Annotated in this window: 28 protein-coding genes and 2 tRNA genes; 6 read left to right on the forward strand and 24 right to left on the reverse strand. The window is 66.7% G+C overall.

What is annotated here, in order from left to right:
- Window positions 1–204: 204 nt before the first annotated feature.
- Complete coding sequence (gene gatC / locus PHA81_RS00150; RefSeq protein ID WP_005043229.1) at window positions 205–483, forward strand: Asp-tRNA(Asn)/Glu-tRNA(Gln) amidotransferase subunit GatC; 279 nt, start codon at window positions 205–207, stop codon at window positions 481–483.
- On the forward strand, window positions 480–1,751 hold the full coding sequence (gene gatA / locus PHA81_RS00155) for an Asp-tRNA(Asn)/Glu-tRNA(Gln) amidotransferase subunit GatA (protein ID WP_005043230.1): 1,272 nt from the start codon (window positions 480–482) through the stop codon (window positions 1,749–1,751). Before gatC ends, gatA begins: the two co-directional genes overlap by 4 nt.
- Before the next feature lie 51 nt (window positions 1,752–1,802).
- Here the strand turns inward: gatA and PHA81_RS00160 are convergent, their stop codons facing one another.
- Together PHA81_RS00160 and PHA81_RS00165 are read right to left on the reverse strand one after the other, a co-directional pair.
- Window positions 1,803–2,900: a polyprenyl synthetase family protein gene (locus tag PHA81_RS00160; RefSeq protein ID WP_005043231.1), complete on the reverse strand. Its 1,098-nt coding sequence runs from the start codon at window positions 2,898–2,900 to the stop codon at window positions 1,803–1,805.
- The gene (locus PHA81_RS00165; protein WP_005043232.1) at window positions 2,897–4,243 is read right to left on the reverse strand and encodes an RNase J family beta-CASP ribonuclease; all 1,347 of its coding nucleotides are present in this window, start codon (window positions 4,241–4,243) and stop codon (window positions 2,897–2,899) included. Before PHA81_RS00165 ends, PHA81_RS00160 begins: the two co-directional genes overlap by 4 nt.
- Window positions 4,244–4,531: 288 nt before the next feature.
- Here PHA81_RS00165 and PHA81_RS00170 point away from each other — a divergent pair, with 288 nt between their 5' ends.
- A complete protein-coding gene (locus PHA81_RS00170; protein ID WP_005043234.1) occupies window positions 4,532–4,732 on the forward strand; it encodes a hypothetical protein in 201 nt (66 codons plus the stop codon).
- 127 nt (window positions 4,733–4,859) lie between these two features.
- The gene (locus tag PHA81_RS00175; protein WP_005043235.1) at window positions 4,860–5,192 is read left to right on the forward strand and encodes a type II toxin-antitoxin system VapC family toxin; all 333 of its coding nucleotides are present in this window, start codon (window positions 4,860–4,862) and stop codon (window positions 5,190–5,192) included.
- Window positions 5,193–5,212: 20 nt separating this feature from the next.
- Here PHA81_RS00175 and PHA81_RS00180 read toward each other — a convergent pair whose 3' ends face one another.
- From PHA81_RS00180 to PHA81_RS00220, 9 genes are all read right to left on the reverse strand, one after another.
- Window positions 5,213–5,953: an isopentenyl phosphate kinase gene (locus PHA81_RS00180; RefSeq protein WP_005043236.1), complete on the reverse strand. Its 741-nt coding sequence runs from the start codon at window positions 5,951–5,953 to the stop codon at window positions 5,213–5,215.
- A gap of 430 nt (window positions 5,954–6,383) precedes the next feature.
- Window positions 6,384–7,367 (reverse strand): mevalonate kinase, encoded by a 984-nt coding sequence (gene mvk / locus PHA81_RS00185; protein WP_005043237.1) that lies wholly within the window; start codon window positions 7,365–7,367, stop codon window positions 6,384–6,386.
- 88 nt (window positions 7,368–7,455) lie between these two features.
- Window positions 7,456–8,604 carry an XdhC/CoxI family protein gene (locus PHA81_RS00190; RefSeq protein WP_273834573.1) on the reverse strand — a complete coding sequence of 383 codons (1,149 nt, stop codon included), beginning with the start codon at window positions 8,602–8,604 and terminating at the stop codon, window positions 7,456–7,458.
- Window positions 8,601–10,010 carry a VWA domain-containing protein gene (locus PHA81_RS00195; RefSeq protein ID WP_005043239.1) on the reverse strand — a complete coding sequence of 470 codons (1,410 nt, stop codon included), beginning with the start codon at window positions 10,008–10,010 and terminating at the stop codon, window positions 8,601–8,603. Before PHA81_RS00195 ends, PHA81_RS00190 begins: the two co-directional genes overlap by 4 nt.
- The gene (locus PHA81_RS00200; protein WP_049910094.1) at window positions 10,010–10,978 is read right to left on the reverse strand and encodes a MoxR family ATPase; all 969 of its coding nucleotides are present in this window, start codon (window positions 10,976–10,978) and stop codon (window positions 10,010–10,012) included. The genes PHA81_RS00195 and PHA81_RS00200 overlap by 1 nt, the downstream gene beginning before the upstream one ends.
- A gap of 215 nt (window positions 10,979–11,193) precedes the next feature.
- Window positions 11,194–12,084: a xanthine dehydrogenase family protein subunit M gene (locus PHA81_RS00205; RefSeq protein ID WP_005043242.1), complete on the reverse strand. Its 891-nt coding sequence runs from the start codon at window positions 12,082–12,084 to the stop codon at window positions 11,194–11,196.
- Complete coding sequence (locus PHA81_RS00210) at window positions 12,084–14,534, reverse strand: molybdopterin cofactor-binding domain-containing protein (protein WP_273834578.1); 2,451 nt, start codon at window positions 14,532–14,534, stop codon at window positions 12,084–12,086. Before PHA81_RS00210 ends, PHA81_RS00205 begins: the two co-directional genes overlap by 1 nt.
- A gap of 2 nt (window positions 14,535–14,536) precedes the next feature.
- Entirely contained in the window at window positions 14,537–15,076 is a 540-nt protein-coding gene (locus PHA81_RS00215; RefSeq protein ID WP_005043247.1) for a (2Fe-2S)-binding protein, read from the reverse strand.
- Window positions 15,077–15,081: 5 nt separating this feature from the next.
- Window positions 15,082–15,726, reverse strand: coding sequence for an SRPBCC domain-containing protein (locus PHA81_RS00220; RefSeq protein ID WP_005043249.1), 645 nt, complete (start codon window positions 15,724–15,726; stop codon window positions 15,082–15,084).
- 171 nt (window positions 15,727–15,897) lie between these two features.
- Between PHA81_RS00220 and PHA81_RS00225 the strand changes: the two genes are divergently transcribed.
- Complete coding sequence (locus PHA81_RS00225; RefSeq protein WP_005043251.1) at window positions 15,898–17,094, forward strand: molybdopterin molybdotransferase MoeA; 1,197 nt, start codon at window positions 15,898–15,900, stop codon at window positions 17,092–17,094.
- Between the two features lie 116 nt (window positions 17,095–17,210).
- Here PHA81_RS00225 and rpsB read toward each other — a convergent pair whose 3' ends face one another.
- The 13 genes from rpsB to PHA81_RS00290 all read right to left on the reverse strand — a co-directional run bounded on the left by rpsB (window position 17,211) and on the right by PHA81_RS00290 (window position 23,351).
- Complete coding sequence (rpsB, locus tag PHA81_RS00230) at window positions 17,211–18,002, reverse strand: 30S ribosomal protein S2 (RefSeq protein WP_005043252.1); 792 nt, start codon at window positions 18,000–18,002, stop codon at window positions 17,211–17,213.
- The gene (gene eno, locus PHA81_RS00235) at window positions 17,999–19,201 is read right to left on the reverse strand and encodes a phosphopyruvate hydratase (protein ID WP_005043253.1); all 1,203 of its coding nucleotides are present in this window, start codon (window positions 19,199–19,201) and stop codon (window positions 17,999–18,001) included. Before eno ends, rpsB begins: the two co-directional genes overlap by 4 nt.
- Window positions 19,198–19,374 (reverse strand): DNA-directed RNA polymerase subunit K, encoded by a 177-nt coding sequence (locus PHA81_RS00240; RefSeq protein WP_005043254.1) that lies wholly within the window; start codon window positions 19,372–19,374, stop codon window positions 19,198–19,200. The genes eno and PHA81_RS00240 overlap by 4 nt, the downstream gene beginning before the upstream one ends.
- Window positions 19,374–19,565 (reverse strand): DNA-directed RNA polymerase subunit N, encoded by a 192-nt coding sequence (locus tag PHA81_RS00245; RefSeq protein ID WP_005043256.1) that lies wholly within the window; start codon window positions 19,563–19,565, stop codon window positions 19,374–19,376. The genes PHA81_RS00240 and PHA81_RS00245 overlap by 1 nt, the downstream gene beginning before the upstream one ends.
- A gap of 36 nt (window positions 19,566–19,601) precedes the next feature.
- A complete protein-coding gene (locus PHA81_RS00250; RefSeq protein ID WP_005043257.1) occupies window positions 19,602–19,997 on the reverse strand; it encodes a 30S ribosomal protein S9 in 396 nt (131 codons plus the stop codon).
- The gene (locus PHA81_RS00255) at window positions 19,991–20,428 is read right to left on the reverse strand and encodes a 50S ribosomal protein L13 (protein ID WP_005043258.1); all 438 of its coding nucleotides are present in this window, start codon (window positions 20,426–20,428) and stop codon (window positions 19,991–19,993) included. The genes PHA81_RS00250 and PHA81_RS00255 overlap by 7 nt, the downstream gene beginning before the upstream one ends.
- A complete protein-coding gene (locus PHA81_RS00260; RefSeq protein ID WP_273834593.1) occupies window positions 20,425–20,775 on the reverse strand; it encodes a 50S ribosomal protein L18e in 351 nt (116 codons plus the stop codon). The genes PHA81_RS00255 and PHA81_RS00260 overlap by 4 nt, the downstream gene beginning before the upstream one ends.
- 21 nt (window positions 20,776–20,796) lie before the next feature.
- A tRNA-Leu gene (locus PHA81_RS00265) sits at window positions 20,797–20,881 on the reverse strand.
- A 186-nt stretch (window positions 20,882–21,067) separates the two neighbouring features.
- On the reverse strand, window positions 21,068–21,814 hold the full coding sequence (locus PHA81_RS00270) for a DNA-directed RNA polymerase subunit D (protein ID WP_005043260.1): 747 nt from the start codon (window positions 21,812–21,814) through the stop codon (window positions 21,068–21,070).
- A 3-nt stretch (window positions 21,815–21,817) separates the two neighbouring features.
- A complete protein-coding gene (locus tag PHA81_RS00275; protein WP_005043261.1) occupies window positions 21,818–22,207 on the reverse strand; it encodes a 30S ribosomal protein S11 in 390 nt (129 codons plus the stop codon).
- Entirely contained in the window at window positions 22,204–22,731 is a 528-nt protein-coding gene (locus PHA81_RS00280) for a 30S ribosomal protein S4 (protein WP_005043263.1), read from the reverse strand. Before PHA81_RS00280 ends, PHA81_RS00275 begins: the two co-directional genes overlap by 4 nt.
- A complete protein-coding gene (locus PHA81_RS00285) occupies window positions 22,732–23,250 on the reverse strand; it encodes a 30S ribosomal protein S13 (RefSeq protein ID WP_005043264.1) in 519 nt (172 codons plus the stop codon).
- A 16-nt stretch (window positions 23,251–23,266) separates the two neighbouring features.
- A tRNA-Ser gene (locus PHA81_RS00290) sits at window positions 23,267–23,351 on the reverse strand.
- 250 nt (window positions 23,352–23,601) lie between these two features.
- Here PHA81_RS00290 and PHA81_RS00295 point away from each other — a divergent pair.
- Window positions 23,602–24,669, forward strand: a complete 1,068-nt coding sequence (locus PHA81_RS00295; RefSeq protein ID WP_005043266.1) for an Mrp/NBP35 family ATP-binding protein — start codon at window positions 23,602–23,604, stop codon at window positions 24,667–24,669.
- Window positions 24,670–24,823 lie beyond the last annotated feature (154 nt).

The following is a 24,823-nucleotide window of genomic DNA, read 5'->3' on the forward strand; positions in this document are numbered from 1 at the left end:
CCTTGCGGTTCTTGCTTCATCTGGGTTCCCTGAGCCGGCCGCCCCTTTCAGTCCCGGAAGACGCGAAGCGTCTTCCGACCCTCGCGGAGCCTTCGGCTCCGCTCAGTCCCACCCGCCGTGGTCTCCTCGATCAGCATCGCTTATCTGAACACTACCGGCCGGCGCTATCGAAACCCTTAGTGCCGGCGCAGTTCCCGTGAGGATATGAGCAACGGGAGTGTCGACCCGGCCGCGGTCCGCCACGTCGCCGGCCTCGCGCGGGTCGATCTCGCCGAGGACGAGGTCGAGGCGTTCGCCACGCAGTTCGCCGCAGTCCTCGATTACTTCGAGACGCTCGACGAGGTCCCCGAGGTCGAATCCGAACCGGATCTCACGAACGTTCTCCGGACGGACGAGGTGCGCACCGGACTCACCCAGGACGAGGCGCTGCGGAACGCACCAGACACCGAGGACGGCTACTTCGAGGGGCCACCCGTCGGATGAGCCACGACGCGTTCATCACCCGCGAGGAAATCGAGAGTAAATCGTCGGGACCGCTCGCCGGCCGGACGATAGCGGTGAAGGACAACATCTCGACCGACGGTGTGCGAACCACCTGTGGCTCGGCGATGCTCGAAGAGTACGTCCCACCGTACGACGCCACCGTGGTCGAACGGGTGAAAGAGGCAGGCGCGACGATCGAGGGAAAGACCAACATGGACGAGTTCGGGATGGGCACTACCACCGAGACCTCTCACTTCGGGCCAACGACGAATCCCGTCGACGACGAGCGGGTACCTGGCGGTTCGTCCGGCGGAAGCGCGGCGGCGGTCGCCGCGGGCGAGGCCGATCTCGCGCTCGGCACCGATACCGGCGGCTCGGTGCGGTGTCCCGCCGCGTTCTGCGGCGTCGTCGGAATCAAGCCCACATATGGCCTGGTCTCGCGGTACGGGCTCGTGGCCTACGCCAATAGCCTCGAACAGATCGGCCCACTCGCGCCCACAGTAGAAGAGGCCGCCGAACTCCTCGACGTCATCGCGGGAGCGGACGAGCGCGACGCGACGACCCGTGATCGCGGCGACGACTCGGACTACGCGGCCGCTGCCGACGACGATGTCGAAGGAATGACCGTCGGCGTCCTCACCGATCTCGTCGAGGGAGCCGACGACCGGGTGCGGTCGGTCTTCGAGGACTCCATCGACGATCTCGCCGCCCAGGGAGCCGAGATCCGCGAGATCGAACTCGAATCGCTCGCTCACGCCGTGCAGGCGTACTACGTCATCGCGATGTCGGAGGCCTCCTCGAACCTCGCTCGGTTCGACGGCGTTCGGTACGGGCGATCGGGTGGGTTCGACGGCGACTGGAACGACGCGTTCGCGCGCTCACGCGAGGCTGGCTTCGGGCCGGAGGTCAAGCGCCGGATCCTGCTCGGCACGTACGCCCTCTCGGCGGGCTACCACGACAAATACTACAAGAAAGCCCAGGACGCCCGCGCGTGGATCAAGCGGGACTTCGATGGCGCGCTCGCCGATGCGGACGTGCTCGCGAGTCCGACGATGCCCGTTCTGCCGCCGAAACTCGGCGAGAGCCTCGACGATCCGCTCCAGCTCTACCTGATGGATGCCAACACCGTCCCGGTGAACCTCGCCGACCTCCCCGCGATCTCGGTGCCCGCCGGGACCGCTGACGGGCTTCCTGTGGGGGTTCAGTTCATCGGTCCGGCGTTCGGCGAGGAGCAGATCGTGCGAGCGGGCAGTGCAGTCGAAGGGTAATCGCAGGCGATTCGATCCGAGCAACTCCACCCTGCCACTGCTTGTTTTCGGTCAGTAGCCGCGTTCGATGAGGTATTCGGCGAGTCCGCGGAGGTGATCGCGGGCAGCCGAGTCGGGGAGGACGTCGAGCCGTTCCTTCCCGCGGTCGACGAGATCGCGCGAGAGCGTCCGTGCGTACTCGATGCTGCCGGCGTCTTCGAGGCGTGCCACGGCCGCGTCGATCGCCGCCTCGTCCACCGCCTCGGGGTCGTCGGCGTCGATCAACCTCTCGACGTCGACACCCTGCTCGCGCGCGTGGAGCGTGACTGCGGTCCGCTTTCCCTCCACGAGATCGCTGCCACGCTGTTTGCCCAACTGTTCGCTCGGCACCGTGAGATCCAGCACGTCGTCGCGGATCTGGAACGCACGGCCGACGTCGAGGCCGTACTGATAGAGCGCGTCGGCGGTCGCGTCGTCGGCTCCGAGCAGGACGGCGGGAGCCCGCGCGGCCGCCGCGTACAGCACTGCCGTCTTCTGCTCGACCATGTGGATGTACTCGTCGGTCGTCACGTCCGTCCGACTCTCGAAGGCGACATCGAGCGACTGCCCCTCGCAGATCAGCGTGCAGGTGCGAGCGAGCTCCGAGAGCGCCTCGACGGTGCGTTCGGGGGGAGCGCCCGCCTCGAGCATGAACTCGAACGCCTTGGCGTAGAGCGTGTCACCGGCGAGGATCGCTGTTTCGTCGTCGTACGCCCGGTGGACCGACGGAACGCCCCGCCGGAGGTCGTCCGCATCCATGATGTCGTCGTGGATCAGGGTGAACGACTGGATCGTCTCGATGCTGGTCGCCGCAGCCATCACGTCGATGGTCGTGCTGTCCGCGCCATCGCCGGTGCCGACGCCCGTCTCAGCGCCAACGCTCTCGGCGTTGGCCTCATCCAAGGTCGGAACCGCCTGGTAGTTCGCGTTCGACGGTTCGATACCCGTGAGTGCCTCGGCGACGAGCAGGGTAACGGCGGGACGGAGGCGCTTGCCGCCGGCGTCGATGAGGTGACGCGAGGCGTGATAGAGGCGTTCAGGCTCCTGGATCGGCAGGCGCTCGACGAGCGCATCGTCGATCAGCTCACGCCGGGCTGCGACCGCGTCGAGCACCGCCGCCTCGTTGCTCATTCGACCAGCGAGATGACGTTGCCGTTGCGCGAGGCGTGGATGTCACGCCCCAGTTCGTAGCCCTGCTCCTCGGCGAGGTCGATGTAGCGCGCGAGATGTTCGAGATCGTTGTGCGCCGGGATCACGTGGTGGGGCTGAAGCGTCTGGAGCATCTCGTAGTGGCCCTCCTGGGACAGGTGGCCCGACACGTGGACGTCGTCGTAGATCCGTGCGCCCTGCATTCCGAGGAGTTGCTCGGACTGGTAGCGCTGGCCCTCGTTGGTGGGCTCGGGGATGACCCGTGCGCTGAAGATGACCTTGTCGCCCTCGTCGAGCTGGTAGGGCGTCTCGCCCCGGCCCATCCGGGTCAACATTGCGCGCGGCTCGCCCTGATGGCCCGTCACGATCGGCAGGAAGTTCTCCTTGCCCTCGTTCATGATCCGCTTGAACGTTCGATCGACCGACTGGCGGTGACCGAACATCCCGAGGTCGTCGGGGAAGTCGACGAAGTCGAGGCGTTCCGCAGTACCAGAGTACTTCTCCATCGACCGGCCGAGTAGGACGGGTTGCCGGCCGATGTCCTTCGCGAACTCCACGAGGCTCGTCACGCGCGCGATCTGGCTGGAGAAGGTGGTGGCGACGATCCCGCCGTCGTAGTCCTCCATGCTGTAGATCACGTCCCTGACGTGATTGCGCGCGTGCTGCTCGCTCGGCGTCCGACCTTTCCGACCGGCGTTCGTGCAGTCCTCGATGTAACACAGCACGCCCTCGCCCTCGCGAGCGATCTCGCCGAAGCGGTCCATGTCGATCGGATCGCCGATCACCGGCGTGTGGTCCATGCGCTTGTCGAGGCCGTAGATGATCGAACCCTCGGGCGTGTGGAGCACGGGGTTGATCGCGTCGATGATCGAGTGCGTGACGTTCACGAACTCCAGATCGAGCCCGTTGCCGATCTCCATCGACTCGCCGGGGTCCATCTTCACGAGGTCGTTGCCGACCCCGAACTTCTCCTCGCTCTCGATCTGCTGTTTGACGAGCTCGATCGTGAACGGTGTCGCGACCACCGGCGCGTCGTAGCGGTGGGCGAGCTTCGAGATAGCCCCGATGTGATCGAGGTGGCCGTGGGTGGGGACGATCGCCTGGACTTCGCCATCCAGATCGCTCATCACCCGGTCGTCGGGGATCGCGCCCATGTCGATCAGATCCAAACTATGCATCCGTTCGGTTTCGACGTTGTCGTGGATCAGGACCTTCGAGAGGTTGAGGCCCATGTCGAACACCACGATGTCGTCGCCCGCCCGCACGGCCGTCATCTGTCGGCCGACTTCCTCGTAGCCGCCGATCGTTGCAATATCGATTTCCATAGTTATCACTCCCGAGCCGCCCCGCGAACAGTCTCGAATGCCGGCTGGCGAGGTCGCGTGACCCGCCCGGCCGCCCCGACCGCACCCGGGGCGGTCTCTCGGATGCGGGTAGCTACGGGCCGGTGATGGTATAAACCCCGTGGCTCGACTACAGGCGCTTGATGCTATCGTTGCCACGTGACACACTCCGGCGACACTCGATCGCAGCGCGGGGTCGAGAGCCAAACCGTCCGAGTGCGCTACACATCGTGGCGAAAGCGGTTTGCGATCGGAGCGAGAACGAAGCGTATGAGCGATGCTGTCGACGAGTTCGAGCTCCTGGGGCGACAGCTGTCGAAGAAGTCACGGACCGCAGCCCTCAGAGAACGGATGGAATCGTTCGTTGCGGAGCACGAACGGCCGGAAGACCTGAAGACACTCCGTCGCCGCACGGCAACCGACGAGTCGCTCGCGGAGACCGTCCGTCGGAACCGCGACGAACGGGTATAACTGTCGTGGAGCACGCGTTCTTCGATACATCCGCCTCGTCAAGCGCTACGCCGACGAACCCGGAACGCCGGTCGTCGACACACTCATCGAGGACGAGGAGATCACCGTCGTCATCACGTCGCTATCGGTGATCGAAACGGTCTCCGCGTTCCGCCGGAAGCAAAACAGGAACGAGATCCCCGAGAACGCTGTCGAGGGTCTCCTCTCGACGTTTTTCCACGAGGCCCTCGCCGACTTCCGGATCATCCCGATGGACGAGGCGCTGTTCGACCATTCGTTCGCCCTCGTTCTCGAAGACGACCTCCGCACGCTGGACAGTCTGCAACTGTCCGCTGCATTGAGCGTGTACGACGATATCGAGAGCCTCTCGTTCGTCTGTGCCGACGCCGAGTTGGTCTCGGTGGCCGATGCTGCGGGCCTCGATACGATGGATCCGACCGCCGATTCGTCGCAGTCGTAGCGACGGTGCTCACCGACGAATCATCCGTCCGTTCGGATCTTCGTTCCTGGCGATTCGCCGTCCAAGAACCCTTTCAAGCCGTCGATCCCGAACACCCACGCCGGCGTCTCCATACCGAGCAGCGTCCGGACTTTCGCACTCATGCCACCCGTCACGTCGGTTGCATCGCTGCCACCCAGCGCCTCGGCGACCGCGTCGAACGACGCGATCCGGTCGATCACGTCGCCGTCGCTATCGAGCACGCCGGGAACCCCCGAGCACAGCCCGACTCGGTCGGCCTCGACGTGCTCCGCGAGCACGGCCACGAGCTCGTCGCCGCTCATGATCGTCACGCCGCGGCCCGCATGGGCGATCACGTCGGCCTGGACCACGGGCACGAACCCCTCGGCGAGCAGCGTCTTGACGCTGTCAGTTGCGAACGCGAACTCCCCCGCGTCGTCGCGCGCGCCGGCCGAAAGCGGATGAATCGGCAGCGCGGGAACGTCGCACTCGTTGAGCGCGCTCACGACGGCGTCGTTCAACTCCCCCATTGCGCCGTGGACCGCGAGCGCCGCTTCCGGGTCGTGGCTGCCGGTCGTGTCGCTGAGGCCGTGCTGGCTCGCGTGGTGATGACCGAAGCTCCCGCCGCCGTGGACGAGAACGAGGGGCTCGTCGTGATCTGCCACTGCATCGACGGCACGAGCGAGGTTTGCCTCGTCGAGTGTTTCGGGCTGTGCCTTGTCGGTGATGACGCTTCCGCCGAGTTTGAGGACGGTCGTCATGGCGTGTGAACTCCGGCTGTGATTGCTCTGATGTTCGACGTGACGACGGTGTGGCAAATCCCTCGCGCGCTCCAGTTGCGCGGCTGCTCGCGGCTACGCCGCTCGCTTTTCCGAGGCGCTCCCTGCGGTCGCGCCTCGCTCTCGCTGCGCTCCTCACTCGGTCGCTTCGCTCCCTCGCTCCGGTGCTTGTGTCGTCGTGCTTCCCGGAGCCCGCTCGCCCTTTGCGATTCCACCGTCGGACTCGCTACGCTCGTCCGACGAGCCCCCGCTCGCTTTGCTCGTGGGGGCCCCAGGCCCGCATGCGCGCGGTCGGCCCTCCGGGCCGATACGCGCTCGAAGCTCCCATCCTCTCCCTCGACTCGCGATGAAACGCGGGCCGGGACCGTTCGGACCGCCCGCATCGGCTGGGGCGGCCGTCGCGTCGAATCGGTCATCCGTCCTCCCGGCGCACGCCCTCAGTATCGAGCTCCGCTCGGAACGCCTCCTCACAGCCTGGGGTGTAGTGGAGCGCGGTCCGGGTGGCCTCGGTCTCGTCGAGTGCGACCACACAGCCACCCCCGCCAGCGCCGGTGAGCTTCGCGCCGCGCGCACCCGCCTCGCGGGCGGCCCACACCATTGCGTCGAGCGAGCGCGCCGAAACCCCGAGCGCGTTCAGCAGACCGTGGTTCATGTCCATCAGTCGGCCGACCTCGTCGAGATCGTTTGCATCGAGCGCGCGCTCGCCCTGGCGGACGAGGTCGCCGATCGCGCTCACGGTGTCGGCAGCGAAGTCGTACTCCTCGCGGAGTTCGCGCACGCCCGCGACGAGTGCGCCGGTGTCCCCCGCGCCGCCGTCGTACCCGATCACGAACGGGAGCGCGGGCGCGTCGAGCCGCCGACAGTCCTCGCCCTCCACTCGTACCGCGCCGCCCATCGCCGAGCAGAACGTGTCCGCGCGCGAGGCCTCGCCGTCCTGGACCGCGTGTTCGACCCGATAGGCCCGCTCGGCGAGCTCCTTGGGAGGGAGTTCGACGCCGAGCTCACGGGTCGCGGCGTCGATCCCGGCGACGGCCACCGCCGCGGACGAGCCCAATCCCGCTCCGAGCGGGATCGCACTCTCGATGGCGACGTCGAAGCCGATCTCGGGTGCGTCGGCCGCTTCACGGGCCTGTTCGACCGCGCCGTCGACGTAGCCCGTCGCCGCTTCGACGAGCGATTCGGGAACGTCGACATCGGGTGCGCCGTCGCCGCCGTACTCGACAGTGAACCCGTCGAGCGTGAGGTCGGCGGCATCGACCCGGAGTCGCCCGTCCGAGCGCGCGGTGACGTCGACCGTGGCTCGGCGCTCGACCGCGCACGGCACCGCGGGTTCGCCGTAGACCACCGCGTGCTCGCCGAAGAGATAGACCTTCCCGGGGGCGCTGGAGACAGCCATGCACTCCCTCTGGTGGGGGGCCTAACAGTATTTGCGACTCCACCGAAGCGTGATCGTCTATGGGTTGGTCGAACGATCGTCCGACCGGTCACTCGGGAGCGGTTCGGTCCGCCGTCTCCGGATCGGCCGTGATGCGGTCGTGGATCGGCCCCTCGTGCTCGGAGAGATGCTGGGGCGTCCGGTCGTTCGCGACCGCGAGGAGTTCGCCAACGATGCTGTAGGCGATCCGGTACGGTGAGTCGCCGCCGAGATCGAGGCCAATCGGGGTGTAGATCCGATCGAAAGCGTCCTCCGGAAGCGTAGCACCATCCTCGGCGAACGCGTCGAGTAGCTCTTCGAAGCGCTCTTCGGGACCCATGAGCCCGATGTAGGGAACCGGCGTGTCGAGCAGTGCTTCGAGCACGATCCGGTCGTCGACGAAGTTGTGCGTCATCACGACCGTGTAGGTGTCGGGATCGAACGCGACCACGCTCTCGACGCTCGCCGGCGAACTCGCGAGCACGGCGTCGGCGGCGGGGAACTGATCGGCAGTCGCCTGCGCACCGCGGAACCCCACCACCGTCACCCGAAACTCCGCCCGTTTCGCGAGATCGACCACCGGGCCGACGTCGGGGCCGGATCCGAACACCACGAGGTGTGGCGGAGCCTCGATCCCGTCGACGAACACCTCGGCCGATCCTTCGTCGCAATCGATCTGCAGCGTGTCGGCCTCGCCCCGATCGAGCAGCGCTGCGGTCGGTTCGGAGAGTTCCGCACGGAGCCACTCGGGAAGGTCGCCCGCAAATCCGTCCTCGGGGGTGTAGTACCCGCGCTCGCCGCGCGGGCGGTCGCCATCGACGACCGTGACGACGCCGACGTCGCCGCCGTCAGCGGCCCGCTCGACGACCGGCCGGTGGCTCTCGTCGATCGATTCGAGGAGGATCGTGATGATTCCGTTACAGCCCATGCCGAGGCCCCACGTCCCGTCGTCGCCGGTGAGATCGAACGTCTCGACACGTGGCTCGCCCGCAGCGCGGACCTCGGCGGCGATCGAGCGAACCTCGTCTTCGAGGCAGCCGGCGGTGACCGAGCCCGCGCTCTCGCCGTCCTCGATCACCATCTTCGCACCGGGCCGTCGGTAGGCGCTGCCCTCGACGTCGATGACCGTCGCGAGGACGGCCTCGCGGCCGGCGGCGAGCGCGTCGCCGACGGCGGAGAGGACTTCGGTCTCGGGAACGCTCCAGTTCGTGTCGGTCATGATGTGGGATGTGTCGTCGAGTAGTGTGTCGTCGAGTGGTGGTTCGATTCGGTGCGCCGGGGGTCGTACTCGTAGCCGATCCGGCCATGCTGGCCCCGGCGATCGAGCTGGCGCGCGATCTCGCCGAGGTCGTCGGGACCGCTGAAGGCGAACAGCCCGTCGACGTACGGTAGTGCAGCGGCCATTCCACGGGCGGTCGGCTCGTACTCGACGGAGGCCGCGAGCGGGTTCAGCCAGAACACCGCACCGGCGCGCCGCGAGAGCTGCGCCGCCTCGCGTTCGAGGGTCGGGACGTCACCCATTTCGAGCCCGTCGCTGAGCACGAACACCGCCGACTCGCGCGAGACGGCCTCGGGGGAATCCGTGCGGAGCTGTACGAGCGACGCGCCGATCCTGGTCCCACCGCCCCACTCGGTCTCGGCGCGATCGAGCGCGTCGAGCGCCGCTTTCGAACTTCGAGCGTCGAACGACTCGGTGACTTCGCGAATGCCCTCGTCAAAGAAGAAAATGCGCACGTCGCGCCACTCTGCCGTGGCTCGTCGGAGGAACTCGATCAGAAACGATCGATCGAGCACGTCGAGCACCGATCGGCTCACGTCGACGAGGAGACACGCCCGGACCGCAGTCCGGCGGCGCTCGCGTTCGGGGATGTCGACGACCGTTCCGCCGGTCCCGACGCTGGCCCGGAGCGCGCGCCGGACATCGGGCGTGTCGTCGCCACGCCCCCACTGCCGGCCCGCCAGCTCGGCGAGCGCGTCCGTCAACCCCTGGAACGCACCGCCGAGTCCCCCATCCGCGACACCGGGAACGGAAACCACAGTTCGCCGGCCGGTCGGGCTGTAGTGCGCGGTCGTCGTCTCTTCCTTGTCGGCCGCGTTCTCGCCGCGCCCCACGACCGCACCGTGGTCCCACCGTTCTCGATCACGGTCACCTTCCTCGGTCTCGTCGTCGCTCTCCTCGCCAGCGCGTTCGGGATCTTCCGAGGCAGGTTCGGCGTCGGGCGGGGTGAACCCACCGTCGGGGCCGTCGTCGGCTCGCTCTGCCGGCCCGCTCGAATCGAGGCCCGCGGTCAGCCGTCGCCAGAACTCGCCGAACAGGTCGTCGAACGTCGTCCGATCGGCGTGATCGGTGACGAGGCACGCCCGGAGCGCCGTCTGCGCACGCTCGCGGTCGTCGAATCCGACGACGACCAGCGCCCGGGCGGCGGTCGTCGCGGCGTTCGCGGGCACGTCCGCACCTGCTCGTCGGAGTGCGCGCACGAACCGGACGAGTTCGTCGCGAACGTGATCGCGCGCGGCGACGAAATCCGGAACGTCGGCACCGTTCGTTTCGAAGAGGCCGACCCCGTCGATCGTGGGACCGTCATCCGGGATGTCGAACTCGTCGGCCCGCGGTTCGTCGGCCATCAGTCGGCCTCCGCACGGGCCGTCTCGGCGGCGTCGAGCAGCGTTGCGAGCAGGTCGTCGTCGACGCGCTTGATGTCCTCCACTTCCTTCAGGAGACAGCCGAGCGTGTTTCTGATCTCGTCGCGGTCGATCGATCCATCGGCACCATCGTGACGGAGCGCAGCGACCGCTCTGGCCCAGTCGATGGTTTCTGCCGCACCGGGCGGCTTGAGCAGCGGTTCCTCGCGGAGCCGACCCGCCATCCCGCACAGTTCGACGGCCACTCTCCCGTCGAGTTCCGGCACTTTGCGTTCGAGGATCGCCCGCTCTTTCTCCATGGATGGCGGCGCGACGTGGAGGTACAGACACCGACGCTTGAGCGCGTCCGAGAGGCCACGGGTCCGGTTCGAGGTGATAACCACGATCGGCGGCGTTTCCGCCCGCACGGTGCCGAGTTCGGGAACGCTCACCTGGAAGTCCGAGAGCACTTCGAGCAAGAGTGCCTCGAACGCCTCGTCGGCCCGATCGACCTCGTCGATCAGGAGCACTCGTGGCTCGTCGCCGCGAAGCGCGCGCAACAGCGGCCGTTCGAGGAGGTATTCCTCGGCGAACACCGAGTCGTCCGCCCGTTCCGGGTCGTTCTCGGTCCCGTCGCCAGTACCCGGCGCTCCCGCTCCGGGACCGCCGGCGGCCTGCACCGCGAGCAGCTGTTTGGTGTAGTTCCACTCGTAGAGCGCGCTCTCGGCCGTCAGCCCTTCGTAACACTGGAGGCGAATCAGGTCGGCGTCGAACCCGCCGGCCAGCACCTTCGCGAGTTCGGTCTTCCCCGCGCCCGGCTCGCCCTCGACGAGCAGTGGCTTGCCGAGCCGGAGCGCGAGCGAAACGGTCGTACTGATCTCGTCGCCCGCGACGTAGCTCTCCGCGTCGAACGCTGCCCGGACATCCGCCTCGGTCGCGTCGGCGAACGCGGCGGTGCGATCGTCGGTCATCCGATCACCCGGTTCGGCATCGTGGATCGCTGACGACGGTCCGTTCGCAGCTTCGACTCCCGAAACCGACTCGGGTGGGAGGGGGCGGCTCCACGTCGACTCGTGTCGGTTGTCGGTAGTGACACGCGTTCTCACCTATCACAAGGGATCGAGACGTATAATCGGTTCGTCGCCAGCAGGCGACGAGAAGCGACGGACTGAACTGAACGCGGGCGTCAGTCGGCCGCCGCGGATCCGCCGGTGCGATCCATCGCTGCGGTCAGCGCCCGCTCGGTGTACACCTCCAGCAGTTGGGCGCGGAACTCGTTCGACGCCTGGAGATCCGACATCATCATGTCTTCGTCGAGATCGTCGCCAGCGTGGCTTGCGGCGGTCGCGATCGTATCGGCGTCGAGCGACCCGCCTGCAAGGGCGTCCTCGACGGGGCCGAGTCGAACCCCGTGGTCCATCACGCCGTTCGCGCCGACCCTGACGGATTCGACGGTCCCGCCGTCGGCCTCTATCAACGCGGCGACGCCGACCATCGCGTAGCCCGACGAGGGACTCGGCTTCTTCGCGTACGCGCCGACTCTGCCGTCGGCCGACGGGATCTCCACTCGTGTGAGGAGTTCGTCGGGGCCGACATCGGTGGCGTACATTCCGAAGAAGAAGTCATCGGCCGAGATCGAGCGCTCCCCATCCGAGCCCTCGATCACGAGGGTCGCATCCGAGGCGAGCGCCGCGCCCGGCAGGTCCGCCGCCGGGTCGGCGTGGGCGAGGTTGCCGCCGATCGTTCCCCGATTGCGAACCTGCACATCGCCGACTTGGCGGACTGCCTCCGCCAGCGCCGGCGCGTGCTCGGCGACTGCGTCGGACTCGACGAGATCGCTGTATCGGGTCATCGCGCCGATCGAGAGCGTGTCCCCGTCGACTTCGATGCCGTTCATCGCGTCGATGCCGCTGATGTCGATCAGGACGTCGGGGCTCGACAGACCGGTTTTCATCGCCGGGAGCAGGCTGTGACCGCCGGCGAGCAGCTCCGTCTCCGCCCCCGAATGCTCGTCGAGCAGGTCGAGCGCCTCTCCGACGCTTCCGGCCTCGTAGTAGTCGAACTCGTCGGGGTACATCAGTCCTCACCCCCGGATGACTCGCTCTGCTCGCCACCGTCTGCAACCGCCTCGCCACCAGCCCCGCCCTCGTCGGCCGCAGCGCCGTCGTTCACTGCCTGCCAGACCGTCTCGCTCGTGAGCGGCATGTCGATGTGGTCGATGCCGAACGGTTGGAGCGCGTCCGTCACCGCGTTGACGACGGCCTGGGGGGCCGCGATGGTCCCCGCCTCGCCGACGCCTTTCACGCCGAGTGGGTTGTGCGGGCTTGGCGTCACCGTCGAATCGGTTTCCATTGTCGGGATGTGCTCGGCCTTCGGCACCGTGTAGTCCTGCATCGATCCCGTCACCAACTGTGCGTTGTCGTCGTACTCGGCCCCTTCGTAGAGCGCCTGGCCGATCCCCTGGGCGACGCCGCCGTGGACCTGCCCCTCGACGATCTTCGGGTTGATCTGTGGGCCGACGTCGTCGACGGCCACGTAGTTCTCGAACTCGATCTCGCCCGAGTCGGGATCGACCTCCACGACTGCGATGTGGGTCCCGAACGGGAACACGAAGTTGTCGGGATCGTAGAAGGAGGTCTCCTCCAGCCCCGGCTCGATCCCGTCGGGCATGTCGTGGGCGAGGTAGGACTGGGCGGCCACGTCCTGGATGTGCATCGAGCGCTCGGGCGCGCCAGCGACCGAGAAATCACCGTTGTCGAACTCGACGTCCTCCTCGCTCGCCTCCAGTTGGTGGGCGGCGATCTTCTTCGCCTTCTCGACCACCTTCTGCGAGCTCGTCGCGAGCGCGCTGCCGCCGACGGCTGCCGAGCGCGAGCCGTAGGTCCCCATCCCCTGTGGGATTTCGTCGGTGTCGCCCTCCACGATCTCGATGTCGTCGTAGGGGATCCCGAGCTCGTCCGAGACGATCTGGGCGTAGGTCGTTTCGTGGCCCTGACCGTGGCCCGAGGTGCCACAGAACGCCGTGACCTTCCCGGTGGGGTGAACCCGAACGAGTCCGGACTCCCAGAGGCCGGCCTGCGCACCGAGCTGGCCGGCGAGTTCCGAGGGTGCGAGACCACATGCCTCGATGTAGCTCGAAAGTCCGATCCCGAGATACCGCCCCTCCTCGCGGAGCTCTTCCTGACGCTCTCGGAGGTCGTCGTAGCCGACCGCCTCCAGCGCCTTGTCGAGTGCGGGCTCGTAGTTTCCGCTGTCGTACTCCACCGCCACCGGCGTCTGGTGGGGGAAGTCGTCGTCGGGAACGAAGTTCTGTCGTCTGAACGCCGCGGGGTCCATCCCCATCTCGCGCGCACCGAGGGTGATCAGCCGCTCGACGACGTACAGCGCTTCGGGACGACCGGCCCCGCGATAGGCGTCGACGGGTGCGCCGTTGGTGAACGCGCCGACCACGTTGCAGTGGATCGCCGGGATGTCGTACTGCCCCGAGAGCAGGGTGCCGTAGAGATAGGTCGGCACGGCGGGCGCGAACGTCGAGAGGTACGCGCCCATTCCCGCGTGGGTCTTCACGCGCATCCCAGTGATCGTCCCCTCCTCGTCCATCGCGAGCTCGCCGTGGGTGATGTGATCGCGGCCGTGAGCGTCGGTGAGGTACGTTTCAGTACGGGTGGCGGTCCACTTCACCGGTCTTCCAGTTTCCATCGCACACCACGACGCGAGCGCCTCGTCAGGGTAGTGGTGGATCTTCGAGCCGAACCCGCCGCCCACGTCGGGCGCGACGATGTGGATCTTGTGTTCGGGCACGTCGAGCACCCCCGACATGAGCTGGCGGTGGAGGTGGGGGTTCTGGGAGGTCATGTGAACCTCCAGCTCCTCGGTGCCCGGCTTGTACTCCGCGACCGTCGCTCGCGGCTCCATCGCGTTCGGGATCAGCCGCTGATTCGTCAGATCGACCTCGGCGGTGTGGGCCGCCTCGTCGAACGCTGCATCCGTCTCGTCGGCGTCGCCGATCTCCCAGTCGAACGCGGTGTTGTCGTCGAGATCGTCGTGGACTACTGGTGCGCCGTCCTCGACAGCCTCTTTCGGGTCGATGACTGCATCCTTGCGGTCGTAGTCGACGTCGATTGCGTCGACTGCGTCGCTCGCGATGTAGCGCTCCTCGGCGACGACCACGGCGATCCCGTCACCCTGATACCGCGCCGTTTCGCCCGCGAGAAGTGGATGGACCGGCGTCTCCAGACTGTCGAGCAGCCAGCCGACGGGGATCTCGCCGGGGACGTCGAGGTCGTCGGCGGTGTAAACGCCGATCACGCCGTCCATTTCTTCGGCGTCGCTGGTATCGACATCGCCGATCGTCGCATGGCCGTACTGGCTCCGGAGAACACTCATGTGGGCCATGTTCGGCCGCTGGATGTCGTCGGTGTACTCGGCCTCGCCCGTGATGAGCGAGGGGTCCTCGCGGCGCTCGACCGCCGAGCCGAGCACCGATTCCACGTCGAGTTCGTCGGATTCGATGGTTTCGATTCCCATGGTCAGTCGTCACCTCCACCGTCCGCGGCGGTCGTCTCGGTCACGTCCTCGCCGCCGTCGGTCGCTGCCGCCGCACTCATCTCGTCGGCGGCGAACTCGACCGCGTTCACGATGTTCTGATAGCCGGTACACCGACAGAGATTGCCCTCGATCGCTTCCCTGATCTCCTCCTCGTCGGGATCGGGGTTGCGCTCCAAGAGATCGTTCGCCGAGAGCATCATCCCTGGTGTGCAGTACCCACATTGGAGACCGTGTTCTTTCTGGAACCCCTCCTGAATCGGGGCGTACGTGCCGTCTTCGGCGAGTCCCTCGACGGTCCCGATTTCGGCCCCGTCGGCCTGCACGGCGAGCAGCGTACAGGACTTCACCGCATCGCCGTCCAGATGCACGGTACAGGCCCCGCAGGTCGAGCTTTCACACCCGACGTTCGTCCCGGTATACCCCAACTCGTCGCGCAGGGCGTGGACCAGCAGCGTCCGGGAGTCGACCGTGAGTTCGTGTGCTGTGCCGTTGACCGTCACCTCGATGTCGTGTTCTGTCATGTGTGTTACCTGCCCTCCGACCGACCGAGAATTCGGTCGACGATGCCGCGATCGTCACCAGACTCCTCGGCCGACTCTGCGGCTTCGACCTCGCCGCCTTCGGCGATTTCGCGCTCACGGATCTCGTCCTGGATCGACGAAAAGAACCGCTTCACGACCTGGTTCGCCGCGGGATTGATGACCCGTTGGCCCATCGAAGCGATCCGGCCGAACACGTCGGCCTCGGTCTTCCAGTCGACGCCGACGCCGTCGTCGGTCTCCGAGAGCTCCATTCCCGAGGTCATCTCGAACGAGCTATCACCGGCCGAGCCCTCGCCGGACGCTTCCATCTCGGGCTGCTCGCGGTGATCGATCGTCACGGTCGTCTCGAACGTCGGATTCACCGGCCCGATGCTGATCTGCATGACGGCGGCGTAGCGTCCTCCCTCCTCGAACGCCCGTTCGGCGATCACCTCCGGGTCCGAGGTCGGTTCGACGTCTCGGTCGGCGTGCTCCTCGCGGAGCGCGTCGAAACCGACGTCGTCCTCGTCGACCCGGACGAGAAACTCACATCCGGGAAGCGCGCTCTCGATCATCACCGGATCCGAGAGCGCGAGCCACACCTCCTCGGTGGTCGTGTCCTCGAGTTCGAACGTTCCACTGAATTCCATGTGTCGAGTTGCTCCCGAAAGGCGTGCGAGACACCTTCACCCTAGCGTGTCGCTATGTAATGAAAAAGATTACCATGGTTTCGCGTCGCGCGCGCACGATCGTCCGGATACCATCACCCGATCGTCCGACACCGGCGGAAGGGATATGACGTGATCGGGCCACGGGACGGTATGCCGAACCGCGAGCTGGTCTCCCGCTCGGTGGCGGTCGAACGGGTCGTCGAGGCGCGATCGACAGCGCTCGCCGACATCGCTACGGCGCACGTCGAACTGGATGCGATCGCCGGGCGAGTGCTCGCTGAGGACGTCCACGCGCCCCGCGACGTCCCGCCGCACGACTACGCCACGATGGACGGCTACGCCGCTGCGGCCGCCGACGAGCCACCGCTCGATGTCGTCGACGAGATCGCTCCCGAGGACGAGCCACCCGACATCGGCCCTGGAACTGCGGTACGGATCGCCACCGGCGCACCGCTGCCGCCACGGACCGACGCAGTGCTGAAACGCGAGAACGCGACCGTCGCGGAGGGACGACTCGCGGACTGGGAACTCGCCGCCGGAACGAACGTTCATCGTCGGGGAACCACCGCCACGGCCGACGAGCGGCTGTTCGCCGCGGGCGATCGACTCGCGCCGCGACACGCGGCGCTTTGCCGCGACGTCGGTATCGACACCGTTCCGGTCCGCGAGCGGTTTGCGGTGGGGATCGTCGCGACCGGGACCGAGATCCACGAGGGTCGACAGCCCGACCGCGACTCCGAGTTCCTCGCCAACCTCGTCCGATCGTGGGGGCACGTTCCTGCAGAGCCACGAACCGTGCCCGACGATCCCGCTGCCGTTCGAGAAACGATCGAGAGCGCGGCCGCGGACCACGATGTCGTCCTCACGTCTGGCGGGACGAGCGTCGGGACAGCAGACCACGTTTCGAGCACCCTCGCGGATCATGACCCGTTATTCGAGGGCGTTCGTCTCCGACCTGGTCGCCCTGTGATGGCCGCCGTGGTCGATGGTACTCCCGTCGTCGCACTCCCCGGAAAACCGATCGCGGCTCACACCGCTGCCGTGCTGGTCGCGCGACCGCTGTTCACCGGGAAAACCGATCTTTCGACAGTCACGACTACCCCCGAACACCACGTCGCAATGCCCGACGCCGACCGCGAGTACGCGGTACCGGTTGTCATGGAGGACGGGCGCGCAACGGCGCTCGGTCACGTCGACTCGTCGCTCCCGCTCTACGAGGATCGATTCGCGCCAGGGCTCGTCGCGGCGAGCACGCGAGCGACGCTCGCCGACGGGTTCGTTCTCACCGAAACCGCACTCGAACCCGACGAGCCGGTCGATGTCGTTCCGTACCCGGCCGTCGAGTGAGAATCGGGCCTCGACGCTCGCCGATCGGCGCTACGGTCAGAGACGATGTCTGGCGACACGAATCCGTCTCGAACGCCGTCGCTGGTGGAGTGGAGCGCTGAAAAACGAACGTAGGCTCAGATGCCCTCTTCGAAGTCGTCGAGCTCGTACATCGTGTCAGCACCGCGGCGGTCGAGCGTCTCGTTCGCGAGCAGCCAGTAGACCACCGACAGCGCCCGGCGGCCCTTGTTGTTCGTCGGGATCGCGAGATCCACGTTGCTCGTGGAGTTGTTCGAGTCACACATCGCGACCACTGGAATGCCCACTGTGATGGCCTCCGTGACGGCCTGGGCGTCGCCGATCGGGTCAGTCACCACGAGCACGTCGGGTTCGATGTACCCGTCGTAGTCGGGGTTGGTGAGCGTCCCGGGGATGAATCGGCCCGTCCGGGCGCGCGCCCCGATGGCGTCGGCGAGCTTCTCTGCCGGGAATCGGCCGTACTGGCGCGAGGAGGCCACGAGGATTCCCTCGGGGTCGTAGTTCGCGAGGAAGTCGGCAGCGGTTCGGATTCGCTGGTCGGTCTGGCCCACGTCGAGCACGTACAGCCCGTCGGTCCGGACGCGGTGGATGAACCGCTCCATCTCGTCGGTCTTCTGCTGGGTGCCGATGTGGACGCCCGCGCCGAGGTAGTCCTCGACGGGGATGAGGAGGTCGGCCTCGTCGCCGGACATGACGTCCTCGTCGAACGCCGGGCCGTCATCCTCTTCGGCCTCGTCCGCGGCCGCCTCGTCGGCGTCGGTCGTGCCCTCGATCGATTCGTCTCTGACGTCGGTTGCGGGGTCTTCTGCGGGTTCCGCGCCGGCTTCGCCGGTCGGCTCCTCCTCGATGTCGCGTTCGGCCGCGTCGAGACCCTCTTCGTTGTTGCTCATGCGGTTTCCTCGGTTCTGATGAGTTCGTTCAGCTTGGCTGTGCGCTCGCCGCCGACCGCGCCCGTCTTGACGAACGGTGCGGCGGTCGCGACGGCGAGGTGTGCGATCGTGGTGTCCTCGGTCTCGCCCGATCGGTGCGAGATCACGGGTGCGAGCCCGTTCTCGACGGCGCGCTCGGTCGCGTCGAACGCGTCCGAGAGCGTCCCGATCTGATTCGGCTTCACGAGCAGCGCGTTCGCCGCGCCCGCCTCGATCCCACGATCGAGCCGCTCGACGTTCGTCACGAACAGATCGTCGCCACAGATCAGCGTCTCCGTTCCGACTTGGTCAGTCAGTTCGGCGAATCCCTCGAAATCCTCCTCGTCGAGCGGGTCCTCGACGTAGACGAGGTCGTACTCGTCGACGAGACCCGCGACGTACTCGATCTGTTCGTCGGGCGTCCGCTCGGTGTCGCCGTAGCGGTAGACCCCCTCGTCGGCGTCGTAGAGTTCGGTCGCCGCCACGTCGAGGCCGAACCCGATGTCGAAGCCGACCTCGTCGGCGACCTGCTTTGTGGCCTCCGCGACGATTTCGAACGCCTCGCTGTCGTCGATCGCGGGTGCCCACGCGCCCTCGTCCCCTTTCGCTGCGGGGACGTCACGCTCGGCGAGGATCTCGCCGACTGCGGCGTGGACCTGTGCGTTCGCGAACACCGCGTCCGCGACGCTGGGTGCGCCCACCGGTGCGGCGAGGAACTCCTGGATGTGGGTCGCCTCATTCGCGTGCTCGCCGCCGCCGATCACGTTGCCGAGCGGCGTCGGGAACTCGTTCCCGCGGAACGCCCCACCCAAATGCTGGTACAGCGGCGCACCGAGTGCGTCGGCCGCGGCGGTTGCAGTAGCCATCGAGATCGCGACTGCACTGTTTGCGCCGATCTCACCGAAGTCGTCGGTGCCGTCGGCTGCACGCAGCGCGGCGTCGACCGAGCGCTGATCGCCGGCGTACACCTGGCCCTCGATCCGCGGGACGGCGTGTTCGCGAGCGCTCGCGATCGCCTCGCTCGCGGGCAGCGATGTCGCCTCGTGCGCGCCGGTGCTCGCGCCGCTCGGTGCGGCCGCCCGACCGAACCCGCCCGATTCGGTGGTGACTTCGGCCTCCACGGTCGGATTCCCGCGCGAGTCGAGCACTCGTCGGAGCCGGACCTCGGTGATCAGCGTCACTGTTTCCCCCGATTGACGGTGAAGGGCAGCACGCCGGCGTCGTACTCTTCGGCCGCGATCAGGATCGGCTCTGTACTATCGGTCCCGACCAACACGGGCGCGCCGTACGCGATCTGGAGCGCCCGTGCGCCGATGATCCGTGCCTTCTCGTACCGATTGTAGCGCTGCGCCATCACTGATAGGGGGCCACGATGTCGACGAGGTCGGAGTGTGACACCAGCATTCGGCGACAGCAGTGCCGGTCCACGCCGAGGTCGTCGAGCACCTCGGCCGGGTCCTCGCCGTCCTCGACCCGAGCCTCGAACGGCTCCCAGTGCTCACCGACGACCTTCCCGCAGGTGAAACACCGCACGGGAACCATCATGGCCGTCGTCCTCCCGAAACTGGTGTCCCGATCATGTTAACGGTAGGACTTCTGGTAGCGCGCCCGTGCACCCGGGCCGCCCCATTTCTTCGATTCGGACTGGCGGACGTCGTTCACGAGCAGCGACCGATCGAACTCCATGTACGCGTCGCGGAGTTCGGCGTCGTTCGCGTGCTCGACGAGTCCGCGCGCGATCGCGGTCCGCACCGCGTCGGCCTGACCGACCGTGCCGCCGCCGCTCACGTCGACCGAAATATCGACGCTCTCGCGGCGCTCTTCGGCGATACGGAACGGCTCGACCATCTTCAGCCGCGCTAGTTCCGGTTCGATCAGTTCGACTGGTTTCGCGTTCACGCGGACGCGGCCCTCGCCTTCCGAGACGGTGGCCCGCGCGATCGCGGTCTTCTTCTTGCCTGAGGTGTTCGTTACCATGTGACGTTGGCTCCGAGGTTCTCGCTCACGTCGCCCAGTTGGACGAACTTGGTGTTCGACAGCCGATTCAGTGATGTTCCCTCCAGAACGTCCGCATCGTCCTCGAAGGGATCACCGACGTAGACACGAAGGCGCTCGAACGCCTCGCGCCCGCGCGGGCGCTTGTACGGGATCATCCCGCGGATCGAGCGCTTCATGATCCGGTCGGGGCGCTTCGGGTAGTACGGCCCGCTGTCCGAGCCGAGCTCGGCGCGGTCCTCGAAGACGCCCATCACGTCGTCGGTCCCGCCCGTGATGACTGCTTCTTCGGCGTTGACCACGGCGACGCGCTCGCCATCGAGGGCGCGTTCGGCGACCTGGCTCGCGACCCGCCCCAGGATGCAGTCCCGGGCGTCGACCACGATATCGGGGTCGAACTCCGCGGCGTTCATCGGATCACCCGGACGTCCGACCCCTCGGGGTTCTGCTCGATGCACTCTCCGAGTGCGAGCGACTCCCCGACCTGGTCGATCTTCGTTTCGGCCGTACCGGAGAAGTCGACTGCCGCCACGGTGACGGGCTTTTCGAGCACGCCGCTGCCCAGGACCTTGCCTGGCACGACGACGGTTTCCTCCTCCTTGGCGTAGCGTTCGATCCGACCGAGGTTGACCTCGGCGTGGGTGCGCCGGGGCTTCTCCAGACGGTCGGCGACCGCCCGCCAGACGGGACTGTCCGACTCGCGGGCCGTCGACTTCAGTTCAGTGATGAGACTCGTGAGCCTCGGATTGGTCTTGCTCATAACTTGTCTCCCAAAAGAGCATGCAGGGAGCAGGATTCGAACCTGCGAACTCCTACGAGACAGCGCCCTGAACGCTGCGCCGTTGACCTGACTTGGCTATCCCTGCACGCGAACTGCACTCGTTTCCGTCCCCACAAACCAGTTTCGATCGACGGCACGTCACTCAGGGGTCGCACGCGTGGCGTCCGCTCGTCGTGCCGACGCGTCCGCGCGATGGAGTCGTGCCGGTGCATGCCTACTGCCGTGACTCGGCGGCGGGCACGCGACCGTCCGTGGTTTGTGGGGCGATACATTACAACTGGACCGCTTCTTTGAGTTCGTTCGCGCGCGTTTCCAGCGAGTCGACTGCCGCCGTCACCAGCTCCTCGACGGTCAGCGAGCCATCGGTCTCGACGTGGAAGACGAACGCGTTCGGCACGTCCTCGACGCTGACCTCCTTGCCGGGATACCGGTTCGTGAGGTCGTTGTCGAACTCTTCGGTGAGGACGAGCTCGTCGTCCTCCTCGATGACGCCTCGCAGGATGTTCGGCTCCTCGTCGGCGAACTCCTCGCGGTCACCGACGACCTCCACCTTCTGAAGGTGGCGGTAGCCGACCGCCACGCCGCCCTGATGTTTGGCGTGGGTCTTCCCGGTGTCGAGCACGGCCTCGGCCTCGGCTTCGAGGCGCTGGTCCTCTTTGAGATCGATGATCGGGACGTTGTCCTCGGCGGGCTCGACGACCGAATCGCTACTGACGAGATCGCCCGAGTACGCTGTGTCGGGGCCCGAAACGTCGATCCCCAGCGTGACGCCCTCGCCCGACTCGAACTCGTTCGGCGGCGCGTTCAAGGGTATCATTCCGAGCCGATGGCCGATCTGCTCGTCGAACATCACCGACGAGTTCTCGACCACGCGCACGGTGTCGATCGACAGGGTGGGAACGTCGGCCACCATCGCCCGCCGGATGCCGTTGGCGAACGCTGGCGTGATCCCTCTGACGAGGAAGCGAGCGTCGCGGTCGTCGCGGTCGATGAACGCGACGTCGTACGCGGCGCTCACTGGTTAGAACCCGCTCGATTTGGGGGCACGCGTGCCGTCGTGCGGGATCGGCGTCACGTCCTCGATCCGGCCGATCTCCAGTCCGGCGCGCGCGAGCGCCCGGATGGTCGCCTGTGCGCCCGGTCCCGGACTCTGCTGGAGGTTCCCGCCGGGGCCGCGGACCTTGACGTGGACGCCCTCGATCCCCTGGGCGAGCACCTCTTCGGCGACGCCTTCGGCCATCTGCATCGCAGCATACGGCGACGCCTCGTCGCGGTTCTGCTTCACGGCGGTCCCGCCGCTCGATTTGGCGAGGGTCTCCGCCCCGGTCTGGTCGGTGATCGTGATGATCGTGTTGTTGAAGGAGGCGTGGACGTGTGCGACCGCCCACCGTTCCTCGTCTTCGGCGCTCATTCTTGTTCCTCCGCTCGTTCGGGATGCAGTTCGTCCGCGATCGGACTCGTCTCGTCGAATCCCACGAGATCCTCCTCGCTCACGTCGACTTTCCGCGAGGGCGTCGTTACCCGCGCGCCGTCGACGACGATGTGTCCATGAGAAACGAACTGACGGGCCTGCTGGACCGTGTTCGCGAGGCCTGTGCGGTAGACGATGGTCTGGAGCCGGCGTTCGAGCACGTCCGTGACTTCGAGGCTCAACACGTCGTCGAGCCCGTCGGTTTCGTCGAGAATGCCGAGCCGTCGGAGCCGCGCGAGGAACGGTTCGCCCTCGCGTTCGGCAGCGTCGACATCGCCCTGAGCGTCGCCGAGTAGTCGTCGCGCCTCGCGGCGGAACCCGCGAAGTTCGGACTGCGCTCTCCACAGCTCCTCTTTGTTCTTCAGGCCGTAGCGCCCGACGAGGTTCGACTCCTCAGAAATGCGCTCGCCCTGGTACGGATGATTCGGCGTCTCGTAGGCCTTGGTGTTGGATCCGAGTGCCATCTATTCGCCCTCCGCTTCCTCTTCCATCTCTTCCTGGATGGCTTCGACGTTCACGCCGATCGTCCCTTCCGAGCGGCCGGTGGACTTGGTGCGCTGGCCACGGACCTTCTGGCCGCGCTCGTGGCGGACGCCCTTGTACGAACTGATCATCTGCATGCGGTTGATGTCCTGCTGACGAGTCAGCGAGAGGTCGTTGCCGACCTCGTGGGTGGTCTCGCCGGTGAAGTAATCGGCCGGGCGGTTGGTGAGCCACGCCGGCACGTCCTCGGCGAACCCTTCGACGTGCTCGATGATCGAATCGACTGCGTCGTCGTCGAGTCGACCGAGCGTCGCCGATCGGTCGACCTCCGCCTCCGCCGCGATGATGCGAGCGGCCCGCCGTCCGACACCGTTCATGCCGGTCAGCGCCCGCTCGACGCTTTTCGTCCCGTCGAGGTCGGTCTGGCCGATTCGGACGAAGTAGCGGATGTCCTCCTCCTCTTCGTCCTCGGCCGGTGTGTCTGGGTCTTCTGCGCTCATATGCTGTGGTTCGGAGCGTCGTGGCTGGGATTCGAACCCAGGAGGCTGTGCGCCACAGAGTTAGCAACCCTGCGCCTTGGGCCAGGCTTGGCTACCACGACCCACGCTGTTAGTCTCGCTCTCTCGAACTCGGGGCCGACCCCCTGCAGTACGTGTTTCGGACTAATTCGACGCGGGTATTTAACCCCAACGAAACCCGGGTCGGGATCGGGAACCGGCGCTGCGGCGGGTGCCCAACCATCCACCGACGCTCCACCAGCGGCCAGCCATCCACCACGCACCGTCGAGCCGCCGTCTTCGATCGATCGGCGGGTTCCCAACCCTTATCGCTCGGGCGGAGCTACCCTGGCCATGAACGAGGACGACGTGCGATCGCTGCTTCGCGGCGTCGAGGACCCCGATCTCGGTGACAATATCGTTTCGCTCGGCCTGGTCAACGACATCGAAATGCGGGAAGGAGTCGCCCACGTCTCGCTCGCGCTCGGCGCGCCCTACTCCCCGAACGAGACCGCGATCGCGGCCGAGGTGCGCGAGGTGCTGAGCGAGGAGGGGATCGAGTGTGAACTCACCGCGAACGTCGACCGGCCGGCCGAGGGAGATGTCCTTCCCGACGTCAAGAACGTCATCGCGGTCGCCTCGGGCAAGGGCGGAGTTGGGAAATCCACTGTCGCCGTGAATCTCGCCGCCGGCCTCTCGCAACTGGGCGCGCGCGTGGGACTGTTCGATGCCGACGTGTACGGCCCGAACGTCCCGCGGATGGTCGACGCCGACGAGCGGCCCCAGGCCACCGCCGAAGAGCAAATCATCCCGCCGGAGAAGTACGGCATGAAGCTGATGAGCATGGACTTTCTGACTGGTGAGGACGATCCCGTGATCTGGCGCGGTCCGATGGTCCACAAGCTCATCACCCAACTGTTCGAGGACGTCGAGTGGGGATCGCTCGATTACATGGTGATCGACCTTCCGCCGGGAACGGGCGACACCCAGCTCACCCTCCTCCAGACCGTGCCGATCGCGGGCGCAGTGATCGTGACCACACCCCAGGAGGTCGCCGTCGACGACGCCAAGAAGGGCCTGGAGATGTTCGGCAAACACGAGACGCCCGTGTTGGGGATCGTCGAGAACATGAGCGGCTTTCGGTGTCCCGACTGCGGCTCCGAGCACGCGCTCTTCGGGGAGGGTGGCGGCGAGGCGTTCGCCGACGAGGTCGAGATGCCGTTCCTCGGCGAACTCCCGCTCGATCCACGCGTCAGGGAAGGTGGCGACGATGGCGCACCGATCGTGCTCGACGACGGCGAGACTGGCGACGCGTTCCGACAGTTCACTGAACGGACCGCGAACAACGTCGGAATCGTCCACCGCCAGCGGCTGAGCAACGGCCGCCAGGGCGAGGAACCGGCACCGGATCCTTCGTCGTAGTACAAAACGACTGATACTCAGAAGTCGTTGTACAAAACTCTGCCCGAAATCTGCTAGAAACTGTGACGGAGTTTTCCTACGTCGCTTGACCCCGTTCAGACACCACAGTTGATTTGACCGGCTTGTTGTGTCTCGATGATGAATACGAATTATT

The organism is Halococcus sp. PRR34 (genome assembly GCF_028617175.1).
Lineage (GTDB): Archaea > Halobacteriota > Halobacteria > Halobacteriales > Halococcaceae > Halococcus > Halococcus salifodinae.